13 protein-coding genes and 1 pseudogene are annotated in these 15,774 nt (G+C 64.1%); 4 read left to right on the forward strand and 10 right to left on the reverse strand.

Going from position 1 to position 15,774, the window contains the following annotated elements:
- Nucleotides 1-213: 213 nt before the first annotated feature.
- Entirely contained in the window at nucleotides 214-1,197 is a 984-nt protein-coding gene (locus tag PSEMO_RS13940; protein ID WP_075803580.1) for a hypothetical protein, read from the reverse strand.
- Nucleotides 1,198-1,621: 424 nt separating this feature from the next.
- On the opposite strand from PSEMO_RS13940, the gene cprA reads away from it, so the two are divergent.
- The 4 genes from cprA (at nucleotide 1,622) to PSEMO_RS13960 (ending at nucleotide 7,742) form a co-directional block, all read left to right on the forward strand.
- The gene (cprA, locus tag PSEMO_RS13945) at nucleotides 1,622-2,758 is read left to right on the forward strand and encodes a cationic peptide resistance protein CprA (RefSeq protein ID WP_075803581.1); all 1,137 of its coding nucleotides are present in this window, start codon (nucleotides 1,622-1,624) and stop codon (nucleotides 2,756-2,758) included.
- Between the two features lie 93 nt (nucleotides 2,759-2,851).
- The gene (locus tag PSEMO_RS13950; RefSeq protein ID WP_075803582.1) at nucleotides 2,852-3,166 is read left to right on the forward strand and encodes a DUF7693 family protein; all 315 of its coding nucleotides are present in this window, start codon (nucleotides 2,852-2,854) and stop codon (nucleotides 3,164-3,166) included.
- A 126-nt stretch (nucleotides 3,167-3,292) separates the two neighbouring features.
- Nucleotides 3,293-3,508, forward strand: a complete 216-nt coding sequence (locus PSEMO_RS13955; protein WP_075803583.1) for a hypothetical protein — start codon at nucleotides 3,293-3,295, stop codon at nucleotides 3,506-3,508.
- Between the two features lie 112 nt (nucleotides 3,509-3,620).
- The gene (locus PSEMO_RS13960) at nucleotides 3,621-7,742 is read left to right on the forward strand and encodes a CheR family methyltransferase (RefSeq protein WP_075803584.1); all 4,122 of its coding nucleotides are present in this window, start codon (nucleotides 3,621-3,623) and stop codon (nucleotides 7,740-7,742) included.
- Nucleotides 7,743-7,966: 224 nt separating this feature from the next.
- Here PSEMO_RS13960 and PSEMO_RS13965 read toward each other — a convergent pair.
- From PSEMO_RS13965 to PSEMO_RS14005, 9 genes and pseudogenes are all read right to left on the reverse strand, one after another.
- Nucleotides 7,967-8,470: pseudogene (locus tag PSEMO_RS13965) on the reverse strand (DUF4142 domain-containing protein); the annotation flags it as partial.
- A gap of 265 nt (nucleotides 8,471-8,735) precedes the next feature.
- Nucleotides 8,736-9,599 (reverse strand): SDR family oxidoreductase, encoded by an 864-nt coding sequence (locus PSEMO_RS13970; protein WP_075803586.1) that lies wholly within the window; start codon nucleotides 9,597-9,599, stop codon nucleotides 8,736-8,738.
- Nucleotides 9,600-9,740: 141 nt separating this feature from the next.
- On the reverse strand, nucleotides 9,741-10,661 hold the full coding sequence (locus PSEMO_RS13975; RefSeq protein WP_075803587.1) for a pyridoxal-phosphate dependent enzyme: 921 nt from the start codon (nucleotides 10,659-10,661) through the stop codon (nucleotides 9,741-9,743).
- Nucleotides 10,658-11,455, reverse strand: a complete 798-nt coding sequence (locus tag PSEMO_RS13980; RefSeq protein WP_075803588.1) for a PhzF family phenazine biosynthesis protein — start codon at nucleotides 11,453-11,455, stop codon at nucleotides 10,658-10,660. Before PSEMO_RS13980 ends, PSEMO_RS13975 begins: the two co-directional genes overlap by 4 nt.
- A gap of 9 nt (nucleotides 11,456-11,464) precedes the next feature.
- On the reverse strand, nucleotides 11,465-12,136 hold the full coding sequence (locus PSEMO_RS13985) for a helix-turn-helix transcriptional regulator (protein ID WP_075803589.1): 672 nt from the start codon (nucleotides 12,134-12,136) through the stop codon (nucleotides 11,465-11,467).
- 171 nt (nucleotides 12,137-12,307) lie between these two features.
- Nucleotides 12,308-12,886: a flavin reductase family protein gene (locus PSEMO_RS13990; RefSeq protein ID WP_075803590.1), complete on the reverse strand. Its 579-nt coding sequence runs from the start codon at nucleotides 12,884-12,886 to the stop codon at nucleotides 12,308-12,310.
- Nucleotides 12,887-12,981: 95 nt separating this feature from the next.
- A complete protein-coding gene (locus PSEMO_RS13995; RefSeq protein WP_075803591.1) occupies nucleotides 12,982-13,923 on the reverse strand; it encodes a peptidylprolyl isomerase in 942 nt (313 codons plus the stop codon).
- Nucleotides 13,920-14,381, reverse strand: a complete 462-nt coding sequence (locus tag PSEMO_RS14000; RefSeq protein ID WP_075803592.1) for a YbjN domain-containing protein — start codon at nucleotides 14,379-14,381, stop codon at nucleotides 13,920-13,922. The genes PSEMO_RS13995 and PSEMO_RS14000 overlap by 4 nt, the downstream gene beginning before the upstream one ends.
- Before the next feature lie 115 nt (nucleotides 14,382-14,496).
- Nucleotides 14,497-15,693, reverse strand: a complete 1,197-nt coding sequence (locus PSEMO_RS14005; protein ID WP_075803593.1) for an EAL domain-containing response regulator — start codon at nucleotides 15,691-15,693, stop codon at nucleotides 14,497-14,499.
- Nucleotides 15,694-15,774 lie beyond the last annotated feature (81 nt).

A 15,774-nucleotide genomic window follows, 5' to 3' on the forward strand; every position in this document is an offset into this window, starting at 1 on the left:
TCAAGAACCATGCTGGCAGCACGTTGCTTAAACTCGCGGGTGTAGGTCTTCCGTTCTTGCATAGAACCTCCTGAATGGGCGAATCATATCGCCCTTAAGAGGTGTCCGGGATCATTAGGCCAGTTCACGCCGGCTCCCACAAGGACCGCGTGCACCGCAGGACCTGTGGGAGCTGGCTTGCCAGCGATGAGGCCGGGAGCAGCAACCAACGAATCAAGGCAGATCGAACAGCACCGAGCGCCCCTCGACCGAAGGCAGCACACACTCCACCCGATGCCCGCACCCCGGCACCACCAGCATCCGCCGCTGCACCTTCAGCACCTCCCGCTCGTAGGCCTGGAACCCCAGCCCGCGCTGCAACCTGAACGGCCCCTGCAGCATCGCCCCGCAGGACTTGTCGAGCACCGGATAGGCCGCGCCCTTGCTCGCGCTGCTGTCCAACCCGCCTTCCAGATAATCCACCCGCGCCGCCGCATATCGCGCACGGGCCTGCGCGGCATCCCCGGACAACCAGCCGGGCAAGGCTTCGGTGCCGTATTTCCAGGCGTTGTAGCCCGCGCACACCTCCGTCGGTACGGCCATGACAAAGCCGCTACCCTGTGCCACCGGCCGCAGCGGATCGAAATACAGCCAGCTTCCCGGGTCGGCGATCACATAACGCAAGCCGACCCCGGCCGGCGACTCGGCGGCAAAAGCAATGCTGTGCTGGAGCATCTGCGCCCCGGCGGAAAACCCGGCCAGCGTGACATTGCGCACCTGCGGAAATTGCCGGACCAGCTCGACCAGCAGAGCATCCAGCGCGGCAAAGGCACTGATCGGATGCGCTCCCAGCGAAGGTTCGCCGGCCAGCCAGCTACCACAGGTCCACAGCGCATCCCCCGGCTGCGCCGGAGGCTCACCCGGCGAGCTGCAATGACGCGCATCCTCGACCTGGTACAGCGGCGCCACCACCAGGGTGTCCTGCAGCCGCCCCGCCATCCGCGCTGCCTGCAAGCCGGCGGCGAAACTGCGACCGGCATCCCGCGGGTGACCATGCATCACCAGCAGTACCGTTCGCACATTGTCATCACCCGCCGGACGCGACGCGTAGTAATGCAGCGCACCCGCCTCATCCGGCAGCTCGAATGTGCGCAGATCAGCGGCAAGTGCGCCACGGGCGAGGGTCAGCAGGAGGAGCAGGCAAACAGAAAATTTCATCCGGACTCTCTTGTTGTCATTTGAACATCGATGAACTTGGGTTCATATTCGCAAGCATGCTAAGCAATTGAGCCGATTAAAACCCCTGTCAACATGCGTGCCAGAACAACAACATGAGATTAATTTAATAATTTCCCTCCCGGGCAACTTTCCAGTGGCCTGATTAACTTTATTTCACTGAAATGACGCTGCTGTTTAATTGCCATCCTGGCTTTCCCCGGAGATCATGGCTCGCCCTTGTCACTCCCGTGCAAGGCACATTCCACAAGGCATCCCGCCCATCCACCACGCCCGAGAACCCGCGTGGAGGATAACCGCATGCTGCCAGAAAGTTCGCCGTCATCGACAACCCAGGTTAATCCAGAAGTTCCGGCACGAGGCCTTGAAACATGGGTAACCCACTCTTTGCAGGACACCTGTGACTATGCAAGCCGCTCCTATCGCTATTGAAGAACGCATTCTGCTGACCGGTGCCACCGGATTCCTCGGCGGCTCGGTGACCGCGCAGCTGCTTGCCGAGGGCCTTGGCGACAACCTGTCGTTCCTGGTGCGTGCCGACTCCCGCGAACAGGGCCTTGAGCGCCTGCGCGACAACCTGCGCCAACACGGTGTCGGCGAGTGCGCCCTGCAGTTCCTGCACGCCGAGCAGATCATCTGCGGCGACTTCCTCGATACCACCTGGCTACCCCGGGAAACCCCACGCCTGATGCAGATCGAGCGGGTGATCAACTGCGCTGCCGTGGCCTCGTTCTCGAAGAACCCGACCATCTGGCCGGTCAACGTCGAGGGCACCTTTGCCTTTGCCGAAGTGATGAGCCGCTCCAAGCGGCTCAAGCGTTTCCTGCATGTCGGCACCGCCATGTGCTGCGGTCCGCAGCAGGAATCGCCGATCAGCGAATCCTGGAACTTCCCCGACGGCGCCGAGCAACTGGTGGACTACACCGCCTCCAAGGCGGAAATCGAGCGGCGCATGAGCGAAGACCTGCCGGGCCTGCCGCTGGTGGTGGCGCGCCCGTCCATCGTGGTGGGCCACCGCACCCTGGGTTGCCAGGCTTCGGGCAGCATCTTCTGGGTGTTCCGCATGGGCTTCGCCCTGGAAAGCTTCACCTGCGGCCTGGAAGAGCAGATCGACGTGATCCCGGTGGATTACTGCGCCGAGGCGCTGATCGGCCTGGCCCTGAAGCCGCAACTGCGGCACAACCTCTACCACATTTCCGCCGGTCATCATGCCGCCTGCACTTTCGCCGAGATCGACGAAGCCTTTGCCAGCGCCAACGGCGCCACGCCGGTCGGCGCGCGCTATCGCAAGATCGGCGTGGACGACCTCAAGGAACTGGCCGGCAGCTTCGAAGCGCGCATCGGCCCGGCCAACCCGCGCCTGGTCCTGCGTGCCCTGCGCCTGTACAGCGGCTTCGCCGACCTCAACTACCTGTTCGACAACAGCCGCCTGATCGAGGAAGGCATCGCCCTGCCACCGCGTTTCACCGACTACCTGGATGTCTGTGTCAGGTCCTCCAGCGGGGTCAGCATCGCCACGCAAATGCAATGGGATTTCAAATAGTTAGCCTTTCGGCTGATTCGGGCGGCTGGCGGATGAATTGCGCTGGCCGCTGCTGTACCCTCAGCCGCGAAACCCGCCAGATACCCGCCGACCTTGAATACTCCAGCACTGACACCCCGTGAGGCTTACCAGATTCTCCGCGACATCGCCCAGGGCATCCGTCCCATGCGGCGAATCGGCGAGCAGGGCTGGAGCGATGTGCGCAATGGACTGCTGACGGTGGAAGTGGATGGCTGGGTCTTCACCCTCTACAACGATGGCGATGCCCTGGGCCATTGCGACCGCTGCTATAGCCCTGAGGGTGCCGCCTATATCTTCGATGCCGGGCATCCCTACGGGACCAATCCCGTGGAGTTCATGAGCCAGTGGGAGCGCCAGCGGGTCGAGGAGATGCTTCAGGTTATCTAGATCTTTCAAGGCGCGGCCCGGGTCTCTGGCGGGTGCTGCTGCAAAGAATCTCTCCACCAGGCAACCTTCCACCTATCCTCAGGGTCCATAACTAGATCGAACCTAAATCTGCCAGGGAAATCTCCGATGCGTTTGCCCGACGAACCCCAACGGACACGGCACCTCCTGCAAGGCGCGCAGTTGGGCGACTCCATCGCCGCCCACCTCGACAGCCTCAAGCGCCTGCAAGCCCAGGTCAGCTACATGACCCGCGCGGCAGAACTGCTGGACCTGCACCTGAGCAGCATCGAGAACGACCTCGACCAGGTTCGTGCACAACTCGCCGCTCGCCCGCGACTTTGAGCCCTGCACGGCGATTTATGCGGTAAAGTTCCGCCCTTGCGCCAGGAAGGCAGCAGCTTGGCTGTCTGAATTTTCACTGGTCGGCCTTCAAGTGTCAGCAGAGCACCGATAAATGAACAAACCCGACGAGACGCTACAGGCCCGGACGCCCTACACCTCGCTCCCCTCTTTCCTGGCCTTCCCCATCGTCGGCCTGGGCGCCTCCGCTGGCGGCCTGGCCGCGCTGCTGCATTTTTTCGAGGAAATGCCCAACGAGAGCGGCATGGCCTTCGTGGTGGTGATGCACCTCTCCGCCGAACACGAAAGCAGCGCCGACCGTATCCTGCAGAAAGTCACCGGCATGCCGGTACAACAGGTGACCAAGCCGACGCCAGTGGAGGCCAACCACGTCTACCTGATTTCCCCGGCCATGCAGCTGGAAATGCTCGACGGCTACCTACGTGTCACCGAACGCCCAAGCGGCCGACCGCGGCATATCGCCATCGATGTGTTCTTCCGCACCATGGCCGATGCCCATCGCCATCGCAGCATCGGCATCGTCCTCTCCGGCGCCGGCAACGACGGCAGCGCCGGACTGGTGCGGGTCAAGGAACAGGGGGGCATGACCCTCGCCCAGTCCCTCGACGACGCCGAATACGAAAGCATGCCGCGCAACGCCATCGCCACCGGCCAGGTGGACTTCGTTCTGCCGGTGGTGGACATGCCGCAGAAGCTGGTGGAACTGTGGGACAACATGCGCAAGATCGAACTGCCCCTGGGCGACGAGATCGAGCCGCCGCTGCACAACCCCGACACCGCCGAGGACGAACGCGCCGCCGATGCCGCCCTGCGGGAAATCATCGTCATCCTGCGCACCCGTACCGGCCACGATTTCAAGCACTACAAGCGCGCCACCGTGCTGCGCCGCATCGAGCGGCGCATGCAGGTCAACCGGGTCAGCGACCTGCCGGCCTATCGCGACTTCCTCAACGCCAACTCCGACGAAGCCAGCGCCCTGCTCGACGACATGCTGATCGGCGTGACCAATTTCTTCCGCGACCGCGAGGCCTTCGAGGCACTGGAACGGGAGATCGTCCCGCGCCTGTTCGAGCTGCCCGGCGAAGGCGACCCCACGGTACGCGCCTGGTCGGCGGGCTGTTCTTCCGGCGAGGAGGCCTATTCCATCGCCATGCTGCTGGCCGACCACCTGGATTTCAGCCACAGCACCCACAAGTTCCAGGTGTTCGCCACCGATATCGACGAGCACGCCATCGGCGTCGGTCGTGCCGGGGTCTATCCCGAGGCGGTGGTTACCGATATTCCGCCGGCCCGCCTGCGGCAGCATTTCGCCAAGGAACAGACGCATTTCCGGGTGAAGAAGGAGATCCGCGAGCGGGTCCTGTTCGCCCTGCACAACCTGCTGCGCGACCCGCCGTTTTCCAAGCTGCACCTGATCAGTTGCCGCAACCTGCTGATCTACCTCGACCGCCAGGTACAGGCGGACATCCTGCAGATGTTCCACTTTGCCCTGGCCCCGGGCGGCTACCTGTTCCTCGGCAGTTCCGAGTCGGCGGACGTGTGCCTGGACCTGTTCACTCCGGTGGACAAGAAGAACCGCATCTACCGGGCCAAGGCCAGTTCCAGCCTCGGGCGGCCGACCCCTACCCTGCCCCTCAACGCCTTCACCGGGTTTTCCCTGCCCAACGTCGAGCGCAACCTGGAGCGGCGCAAGGTGTCCTTCGCCGAGGTCCACCAGCGCGTGCTGGAGCAGTACGGCCCGCCGAGCGTGGTGGTCAACCAGGACTCGGACATCGTGCACATGTCCGACCGCGCCGGGCGTTTCCTGCGCTATGTGGGCGGCGAGCCCTCGCACAACCTGCTGGTGCAGGTCCTGCCGGAGCTGCGCCTGGAGCTACGTACCGCGCTGTTCCAGGCCTTCCAGACCGGCAAGAGCATCGAGGCGCGGCGCGTGCAACTGGAGCGTGACGGGCGCAACTATTACGTGAACATGGTGGCCCGACCGTTCCGTGACCTGGACGCCGACTTCGTCCTGGTGCTCTTCGACGAGGTCGAGGAAACCATGAGCGCCGAGGTCAAGGGGCCTCGCGACAACGGTAAGGACAGCGTGCTGTCGCAGCTCGAAGGCGAGTTGCAACGGACCAAGGAACAGTTGCAGGCCACCGTCGAGCAGTCCGAGACCTCCACCGAAGAACTGAAGGCCTCCAACGAAGAGCTGCAGGCGATCAACGAGGAACTGCGCTCCACCACCGAGGAACTGGAAACCAGCAAGGAAGAGCTGCAATCGATCAACGAAGAGCTGATCACGGTCAACCAGGAACTCAAGAGCAAGGTCGAGGAAACCGGCAAGATCAACGACGACCTGCAGAACCTGATCGCCTCCACCGATATCGCCACGGTGTTCGTCGACCGGCGCATGCGCATCAAGTCCTATACGCCGCGGGCCACCGAGATCTTCAGCATCATTCCTTCGGATACCGGGCGCTCGCTGCTGGATATCACCCATCGCCTCGATTACCCGGGCATGGCCGATGACGCCGTGGCCGCCTTCGAGTCGCTGCGCATCATCGAGTGCGAAGTGCCGAGCAACGATGGCCGCTGGTATATCGCCCGGCTGCTGCCGTACCGCACCACCGAGGACCTGATCGATGGCGCGGTGCTGACCTTCATCGACATCAGCGAGCGGCGCCAGGCCGAGGAGCAGGTCCGCGAAGGCGAGGAACGCCTGCGCCTCGCAGCGGAAAGCACCCAGGACTTCATCATCCTGACCATGGACGCTCAAGGCCTGATCACCACCTGGAACCGCGGCGCCGAGCGTACCTTCGGTTACCGCGAGGAGGAAGTGCTGGGCCGCAGCGCCGAACTGATCTTCCTGCCCGAAGACCGCGACAACGACGTGCTCCAGGAAGAATTGCGCCTGGCCCGCCGGGATGGCCGCGCCGACGACGAGCGCTGGTTGCAGCGCAAGGACGGCAGCCGCTTCTTCTGCAGCGGGGTGACCACCGCGCTGCACAACGGCCAGCACGGTTTCGCGAAAATCGGCCGGGATATCACCGACAAGAAACGCCAGGAGTCCGAGCAGGTCTGGCAACTGCAACAGAGCCGCACCAGCAGCAAGCTCAAGGACGAATTCTTTGCGGTCATGTCCCACGAGCTCAAGCACCCGCTCAACCTGATCCAGCTCAACGGCGAGCTGATGACCCGCCTGCCCCAGGTGCGCGGCAATGCCGTGGCCGGGCGCGCAGTGGACACCATCCTCGGCGCGGTGCGCAGCCAGGCGCGGATCATCGATGACCTGCTCGACCTGTCGCGGATCAACACCGGCAAGCTCAAGCTCAACCGCGGGCCGGTGTTGCTGCAGCAACTGCTCGGCGATATCGCCAGCGTGGCCCGGGCCGATGCGGCCAACGAGCAGATCCAGGTCGAACTGGAGCTGCCCGACGACAGCCACGAGCCGCTGGTGATCGATGCCGACCCGGTGCGTGTCGAACAGATCATCTGGAACCTGCTGAACAATGCCCTCAAGTTCACCGATGCCGGCGGACGTGTGTGCCTGCGCCTGGTGGATGAAGGCAACCAGGTGCGCCTCGATGTGCAGGACAACGGCCAGGGCATCGCGGTCGAATCGCTGCCGCTGATCTTCGACATGTTCGGCCAGGTGCCGGAGCACCGGCATGGGCAAAACCGTGGTGGGCTGGGGATCGGCCTGGCCTTGGTACGCGAGTTGGTGGAGGCTCATCACGGCCGGGTCGAGGCGAAATCCGCCGGGCTGGGGCGTGGCGCGACCTTCAGTGTGTGGTTGCCGCACTACAGTCGCGAGCAGGTGCCGGTGATTAACGAACTGGACGAAACGCCGGGGAATTTCCTCGGGCTCAAGGTGCTGATCGTCGATGACTCCGAGGATATCCTCGAGATCATGACGGCGCTGATGGAACTGGAAGGTGCCGAAGTCACCGTGGCCGGCAACGGTGCCCAGGCGCTGGAGCGGCTTGAGGAAGGCGTAGTGTTCGACCTGGTCCTGTCGGACTTGGGCATGCCGGTGATGAATGGCCTGGAGTTGATCGCGCGGTTACGCAGTGACGAGCGTTTCCGCAGCCTGCCGGTGGTGGCGCTGACCGGATTCGGGGCCAGCCAGGACAAGGCTGAAGCGCTGAAGGCCGGGTTCAATGCCCATGTCGACAAGCCGGTGGCGTTCGAGGTGTTGCAGGAGACGGTGAGGACGGTGCTGGGCCGTTAACCTTGCTGTGTTCTTTAGGGCCCTATCGCTGGCAAGCCAGCTCCCACAGGTATCGCATGCACCGCTGAACCTGTGGGAGCTGGCTTGCCAGCGATAGGGCCATCAGCAGCCCCGATAATCTATGGCTTGGTGGTTTCCGAATGGTCTTTCGGAGTAGTCGGCACCCCACCAGGCCCCGGCACCACCGGATCCACCGCATCCCGGGTGGTAGCGCCCGGCCCTACCGAACTCCCGCCATGGGCCGCAGCCAGCTGGCGAGCCTTCTCCAGATGCGCCTTCAACGTCGGCAGCGTCTCCTGGGCAAATGCCTTCAGTTCCGCATCCTTGCCATCCTTCGCATAGTCATCGAACAGCTTGATCGCCGCCTCATGGGCATTGACCTGGTTGTTGGCATAGGCCTGGTCGAACGACTTGGCCCCGCGCAGTTCCAGGATCATCGCCTTGGCCTTGTCGATCAGGTCGGCATCGGTCGAGACTTCCAGCTTCTTGCTCGCCGCCAGCGCCTTGAGCTTCTCGTTGGCTGCGCCGTGATCCTTGAGCATCATCGCGGAGAAGGTCTTCACATCCGCCGCCGTGCCTTTCTCCTGCGCCAGTTTGGCCGCTTCCACTTCGGCCACGCCCTTGGCCGAGGCGTCCTCGACGAAGTCATCGGCATCCTGGGCGGCATGCACCGCGCCCGCCAGGGTGAAGGCCAGGGCAAAGCCCGCGCTACGCAACAGTGTGTTCATCATTGAATCCTCGGGTCAGTTCCGGTTCTGGTGTCACTAGTTGTTCTGAGCCGGGCACCGCGACCGAGGTTCATCTTTTTTGCGAGGAAGGGTTGGCGCTGGTTTAGGAGCTCCTGAAAGAAATCCAGCCTTTGAGGCCTGCACCGTACCCTGTGGGAGCTGGCTTGCCAGCGATGGGGTCGGCACTGGCAATGATGTTGTCAGATAGGGCCAAATCGCTGGCAAGCCAGCTCCCACAGGGGACGATGCAGGGTTTCAATATTGTTCAGGGCAACGGATTGCCCCCCGTCACTCCAAACACCTCCCCGGTGATATAGCTCGACTCCTGCGAAGCCAGCAGCACATACAACGGCGCGCACTCCGCCGGCTGCCCCGGCCGCTTCATCGGTACCTGCTCGCCAAAGTGCGGGATCTTTTCTGAAGGCTGCCCGCCGCTAGGCTGCAGCACCGTCCAGATCGGTCCCGGCGCCACGGCATTGACCCGGATCCCGCGCTCCACCACCTGCTTGGCCAGCGCCTTGGTGAAGGCCACGATCGCCGCCTTGGTGGTCGCATAGTCCAGCAAGGTCGCCGATGGCTGGTACGACTGGATCGAAGCGGTATTGATGATGGTCGCCCCCGCCGGCATCAACGGCACCGCCGCCTGGCACAGCCAGAACAACGCATAGACATTGGTCTTCATGGTCGCGTCGAACTGCTCGCTGCTGACCTGCCCCACGTCCTTGCGCGCCACTTGCTTGCCGGCAACGTTGACCAGGATATCCAGCCCGCCCAGTTGCTCATGGGCCTGGTCCACCAGTTCCTTGCAGAAGCGCTCGTCCTTGAGGTCACCAGGAATGGCGACAGCCCGACGCCCCTCGGCCTCGATCAGTTTCACCACCTCCCGTGCGTCAGCCTGCTCGATGGGCAGGTAGTTGAGCGCGATATCTGCCCCTTCGCGAGCAAAGGCGATGGCCACGGCGCGCCCGATACCCGAGTCGGCACCGGTGATCAGCGCCTTGCGCCCGGCCAGGCGACCGAAGCCCTTGTAGGTGGTCTCACCATGGTCCGGCTCCGGGTTCATGTGCGCATCCAGCCCCGGCGCCGTCTGGCCCTGGGCCGGAAACGGCGGCTGCGGGTACTGGGTCAGCGGGTTCTAATGCTGAACTGGTCGTGTTTTTTCGTCGACATCGGAACACCTCCACGGAACGGAAAACTTCAGGCTCGTGGAGGTGAGAGAGGATGCGGTCCGGGAAGGTTTGTCCGGGACGGGCTCAGGGCCGACAGGCGGTCAGTCCGCGGCTTTGCGCCATTCGCGGATCTGGTTGATGGACGCCGTGACACCGCCGCAGACCACTACCAGCACGCGCTGGTACTGACGCAGTGCTTCGCTCGGGGCGTAGGCCAGGGCCAGGGCGGCACCGCAGGCCGGCTCCACCAGCACGCGATGGTCGGAGAGAAAACGCTCACAGGCATCCAGCGCCTCGGCGTCGCTGACCACATGGCTGATCACGTTCATCTGCTGGCTGACGCGGAAGGCCTCGTCGCAGACGCGTTTGGCCCCAAGCGAGGTGGCCACCGTAGCGATGCTGTCGATGGTGACCAGCTCACCCTCGGCCATCGCCGCCGCCAGCGAGGCTGCTCCCAGGGTCTCCACGGCGAAAACCGGGAGATCAGACCAGCCATTGCGCTGCAGCCCTTGCGCGACGCCCGACAGCAGGCCGCCGCCGCCGACTGCCACGACCACGGCGTCGGGCTTGATCCCGGCCGCAGCCACTTCATCCACCAGGCTGGCATGGCCTTGCCATAGCAGCGGATTGTCGAAGGGATGGATGAACGCGTCGTCGGCACCTACCAGCGACAGTGCCAGCTCATTGGCCTCCTGCCACACCTTGCCGTGAACGATAACCTCGGCGTTTTCCTGGCGAATCAACTGGCGTGCGCGTTCGGTGGTGGTTTCCGGAACCACCACAGTGACCGGCAAACCGAGACAGCGCCCGGCATAGGCCACGGCGATACCGGCATTGCCGCCGGAGGACGAGACGAAGCGACGCTTGCCCTGTTGGGCGAAGTGCTCACAGGCCAGGCCGACGCCGCGCAGCTTGAACGAACCGCAAGGCTGCAGGGCGTCCATCTTCAGCCAGACGTCCTGCCCGGTCGCGAGGCTCAGCGGCCGCGACGCCAGCAACGGCGTATCCAGATGCAGGCTCATGCGCGCTCTCCCAGGTACAAGGTGCCGCGCATATACAGCGCACCTCTGCCGCTGATGATCACCCGGCCATTGCCCGGCAGTTCGCAGTGCAACTGGCCACGCCGCGCGCCACCCTGGCGGGCACTCAGGCGGGTCTTGCCAAGGCGCCGGGACCAGTAGGTCGCCAGCGAGGTATGCGCCGAACCGGTCACCGGATCTTCATTGACCCCGACCTGCGGCCCGAACCAGCGCGAGACGAAGTCGAATTCGCCCGTGCCCGGCGCGGTGACGGCGACACCACGCACGTCGTAGCGGCTCAGGGCCGCGAAGTCCGGTTGCAGGCCTTCGATCACGGCGGCGCTTTCCACCACGGCGATGTAGTCGTCACTGCGCAGCAGTTCGAGAATCTCGCAACCCAAGGCTTCGGCCAATCCCTCCGGCATTGGCGCCGGTTGCGGATGCTTAAGCGGGAAGTCCAGCGCCAGGCGCTCGCCGTCGCGGCTCACCCGCAATTCACCGCTGCGGGTGAAGAAGCGCAAGGTCTCATCGGTCGCGCCCAGTTCGTTGAACAGCACCCAGGCCGAGGCCAGCGTGGCATGCCCGCACAGGTCCACTTCCATGCCCGGGGTGAACCAGCGCAGCCGGTAGCCCTCGCCTTCTGCCACGAAGTAGGCGGTTTCCGACAGGTTGTTCTCTTCGGCGATGCGTTGCAGGGTCGCGTCGTCCAGCCAGCTGTCCAGCGGGCACACGGCGGCCGGATTGCCGCCAAAGATGACGTCGCTGAAGGCATCGACCTGATAGATCGGAAGTTGCATGGGGATTCCTCAACCGTTGCGGATTTCTTCGAGATAGTTGTAGACCGTGTAGCGGCTCACTCCGAGGGCGGCGGCGGCCTTCTCCACCGCGCCCTTGACGATGAACAGGCCGCCGTCGTGCATCTGCCGTACCGCTTCGAGCTTCTGCGCCTTGCCGAAGCGCACGCCCTGGGCGCGGGCGTCCTGCAGGGCGCCGTCGATGATGCGGGTCATGAGCTGTTCCAGGTCCGGGGTGGGTTCCGGGGCGGGGGCCGGGGCTTCGGAGGTGGCCAGCAATTGTTCGAGACAGGCCTGGGCGGCAGCGATGCCACTCAGGTCGGTATTGACGCAAAGACTGGCGAAAGGCTCGCCGGCCGCATCGCGGAACACGGCGGTGGCGCTGCGGAAGGTTTTGCCGTCGTGGCCCTGGGTCGGGTAGTTGCCAATCACTACCGGGGTCTGGCTGCCCTTCTCCAGCGCAGCGTGGAGCACAGCGTCGAAGCCACGGTCATGCCGCGGGCCGGCGAGGATCGGGCTGCCGACCTGGCGGCCGCTGATATGGCCATTGACGATCGCCAACACCGAGTGCTCGGGCCGGGTCAGGTCGTGCAAGACCACTTCGGTGTTGCGGCCGAGGACGGTACCGAGCATGCGCACGGTGGCCTGGAGGACGTCGAGGACGAGCTGGCGTTCGGGGGGCATGGGGGCTGTCCGTCAGAATCGGACAGGAAAAATATCAACATAAAGTTGAATATTCAACAGAAAGCCAGATTTCTTGTTGTTCTCTGGTCAGTCATCGCTGGCAAGCCAGCTCCCACAGGGTTCGCGGCGCTGCACAATCCTGTGGGAGCTGGCTTGCCAGCGATGAGGCCCTCAAGGCTGCTCTACATCCAGCGCCTCACCAATGGCATAGAAATGCCCACCCGCCACATAGTGCAAGCTGCGCAACGCCGGATCGGCCTTTTCGAACACCCAGTGCCCCTCCTCGAACACGCGCTCGTCCGCCCAGGCAGCCACCACCTCGGCAATGAACAGGTCATAGGTGTTCTGGTTATGCGGCTCGTCGATCACCCGGCACATCAGCCAGGCCGAGCAGCCTGCCACCAGCGGCGCAGGATAGCCCTCGACTCGGAACAGCTCGACGCCAGCCCGGGCCAGCTTGTCCGGCGCTTCCGCCAGGCTGTGGCTGCCAACCTGGTGAGTCAGTTGCAATTGCCCGGCATTGGGCACCTGCAGCACCATCCAGCCGCTGTTTTCCACCAGCGCGCGGGTGCGGGTGATCTTGTCGATGACCACCGTGACCTTGGGCGGGTCGAAATCCAGGGCGCAGGCCCAGGCGGCAGCCATGACGTTGTCGACGCCGGCGTGGCTGGCGGAGACCAGCACGGTCGGGCCATGGTTGAGCAGGCGGTAGGCTTTTTTCAGGTCGACAGGCTTGAAGTGGGGAGACATGGTTACCTCGGGAGTAATGGGGCTGCAAACGCGGCCCCAATACTGACTCACCCGCGGTAGAGAATCACCCGGTCATTGACCGGCCCCGGCGGACGCTACTTCTCCGCTTCGATCACCTGGTTCAGCACTTTCCCGTCGATGGTCAGCGACGCGGTGTTGAACATGTTCTCGACATAGGCCTTGGCCGCCTGCTCCTGGCGCTGGGCGCGCAGGGCATCACGCAGTTGCCCGCGCATTTCGTCGAAGGTCGCCACCCGCGCCGGCAGCAGCTCGGTCAGCTTGATGATGTGCAGCCCCAGCGAGCTTTGCAGCGGCTCGCTGACGTTACCCACCTTCATCTTCGCCACGGTGCCGCGCACCTCCGGCAACAGCTGGTTCAGCGGTTGCAGGCCAGTGTCGCCACCGCGGTTGTTGCTACCGGCGTCCTGCGAGTAGGAACGCGCCAGTTCGGCGAAGTCCGCATCGCTGGCCTGGGCGCGCTTGGCCAGGCTTTGCGCCTGCTTGCGCACCGACTCCAGGGCACCCTCATCCGGCACGGCGAGGAAGATCTGGCTGACCCGATACAGCGCCGGCACCTGGAAGCCTGCCTTGCCGTTCTCGTAGGCCTGTTTCAGCTCGTCGTCGCTGGGAAAGTCCTTGGGCACTTCGGTCACGCTGTTCAGGTAGCTGCGCAACACGATCTGCTCGGTGGCCGCGCGGGTCTGGGCTTCCACGTCGGGACGCTTGGACCAGCCCTTGGCCTCGGCCTGCTGGTACAGGGCCTTTTCCGCAAGACGGGCACGGATCCAGGTTTCCAGGGCCGAACGGTCGTTACGCAGTTGCTGGCGCGCCTGCACCGGCAGTTGCGCGAACAGCGCCTTGAGCTCGTCGGCATCGACCTTTTGTTCACCGAGGCTGGCCAGGGCGGTACCGCTGGCCGTGGCTTCCGGCACAGCACGGCTGGCCGCGACCGGGTCGGCACCCGGACGCAGGGCCAGCCCTACCGCCACCGCAAGGATGGCCAGCGCACCCGCGCCGGCCCACAGTTTGCGACTCACGAGGCGTTGGCCTCTGCGGCAGCTTGTGCGGCAGCGAGGTTACGGCTGAAGTCGCGCAGGTAGATGACGAACTCCTGCAGCACGCGATCCCACAGGACCAGCGAGCCCAGCAGGTTTTTCGGGCTGACGCCGTCGGCGACCACGACGTCCTGTTCCAGCACCAGGAATTCGCCCTGGGACGACAGGCGCGCGAAGCGACGGGAGATGTTCCACTGGTTGACCAGGTTTTCCGGGATCTCGCCCTGGACACGCAGGGCGCAGCTGTAGGTGAAGTCGAGGAACTCGCCCTGCTCCCTGGCGTGGTTACCGAAGCGTACGGAGTAACCGATGCCCTGGCTGGCGGTCTGCAACTGAACGACCTGGTTCTGCTCGATGCGGTTGACGCGGCAACCGGCGTCCTGCAGCAGAGTGGTCATGGAATCGGCGGTTACGACTTCGATCAGGGTGGCTTCAGTCATGAATCTACTTCCTTGTGCAGTTAATAGTTTGAAGTACAAGGCAAAATTTGTAGCACATTGATAGTAGCCGGTATAGCGCGTACGCAAACCTTCTTCGCAACGATCGGGCTACCGTTCATCCGTTCCGTGCGCCACTGCCGAGGCGCCTGAGCAGTTCTTCCGCGCTCAGCAGCGGCGCGAAATACCGCCCCTGGCCCAGGGTGCAGCCCATGTCCATCAGCAGCAAATGCTGCTCGGGGCTTTCCACACCGGTCACGGTGATTCCGAGACCCAGGCTGCGGGCGATGCCCAGGCAGCCACGCAAGACCGCACGATGGCGTGGCTGCTGCTCCAGTTCGTGCATGAACCGCGCGCTGGTGCGCACCTCGTTGAACGGCAACTGGCACAGGCGCTGCAGCGAGCCGGCGTGGGAGCCGAATTCGCCGAGAGCCAGGGCGCAACCCAGTAGGCGCAGGCGAACCAGGCTTTCCAGGTGAATGACCGTGGGTTGCCCCGGCTCGGCGAAGCTCAGCTCGAAGGCGACGCCCTGCCCCATCGAGCGCTGGAACTGCATCAGCGACTTGATCCGCCGGGTCAGGCCGCGGCGGCCCAGTTGCTCCAGATGCAGGGCAAAGGACATGCGCAGCATCTGGCCGCTGGAGAACAGCTCGCGCTGCAGTTCAAGGCCCTGTTCGAGCAGCGTCAGCAGCAGGTCGTCGAGCAGAGCGGTGTTCTCCAGCACCGGCATGAAGCGGTTCTGCTCGAGCGGGCCAAGGTGCGGATGGTGCCAGCGGGCAAGCACATCGACACCGCGGACTTCGCCATTGCCCAGGTCGCAGCGCGGCAGATAACAGGCAACGAATTCGTTGCAGGCCAGCCCGCGGCGGATATCCGCTGCGCTGACCCCGCCGGCCGGGGCCGGCGCCGGCAGCGCCAGGACCACCGGCTGGCGGCTGCCTTCAAGGGCCAGGCGCATGCTGTCCAGGTGCAGCGGCTTGCCGACATCGCCCAGGAACGCGATCCCCAGCCCGTTGACCCATTGCGCCATCGCCCGGCGCACTTCCGCATGCAGGCCGCTGCTGACGATCACCCCGCCGATCAGTGCCGCCCGCGCGGCACGATGAATGAATTCGAGTCCGTCCATACCTTCCATGCGCACGTCGCATACCACTACATCGACCCGGCCGATACGGTCGAGCAAGGCCAGCGCCCCGGTGCCGTCACAGGCTTCGAATACCTCGCGACAGCCCAACTGGCCGAGGATCTTCACTGCAATCGCACGCTGGAACGACTGGTTTTCGAGAATCAATACACGCAAAAACTTGGCAGGCACATCCACTTCCCTCGCAAAGGTCGAAACGTCATGGTGCTACCGCTTCGCTGCGGATAAATCAGGAGACTTCCCAGCCAGCGA

The sequence above is a fragment of the Pseudomonas putida genome, from assembly GCF_001941965.1.
Lineage (GTDB): Bacteria > Pseudomonadota > Gammaproteobacteria > Pseudomonadales > Pseudomonadaceae > Aquipseudomonas > Aquipseudomonas putida_L.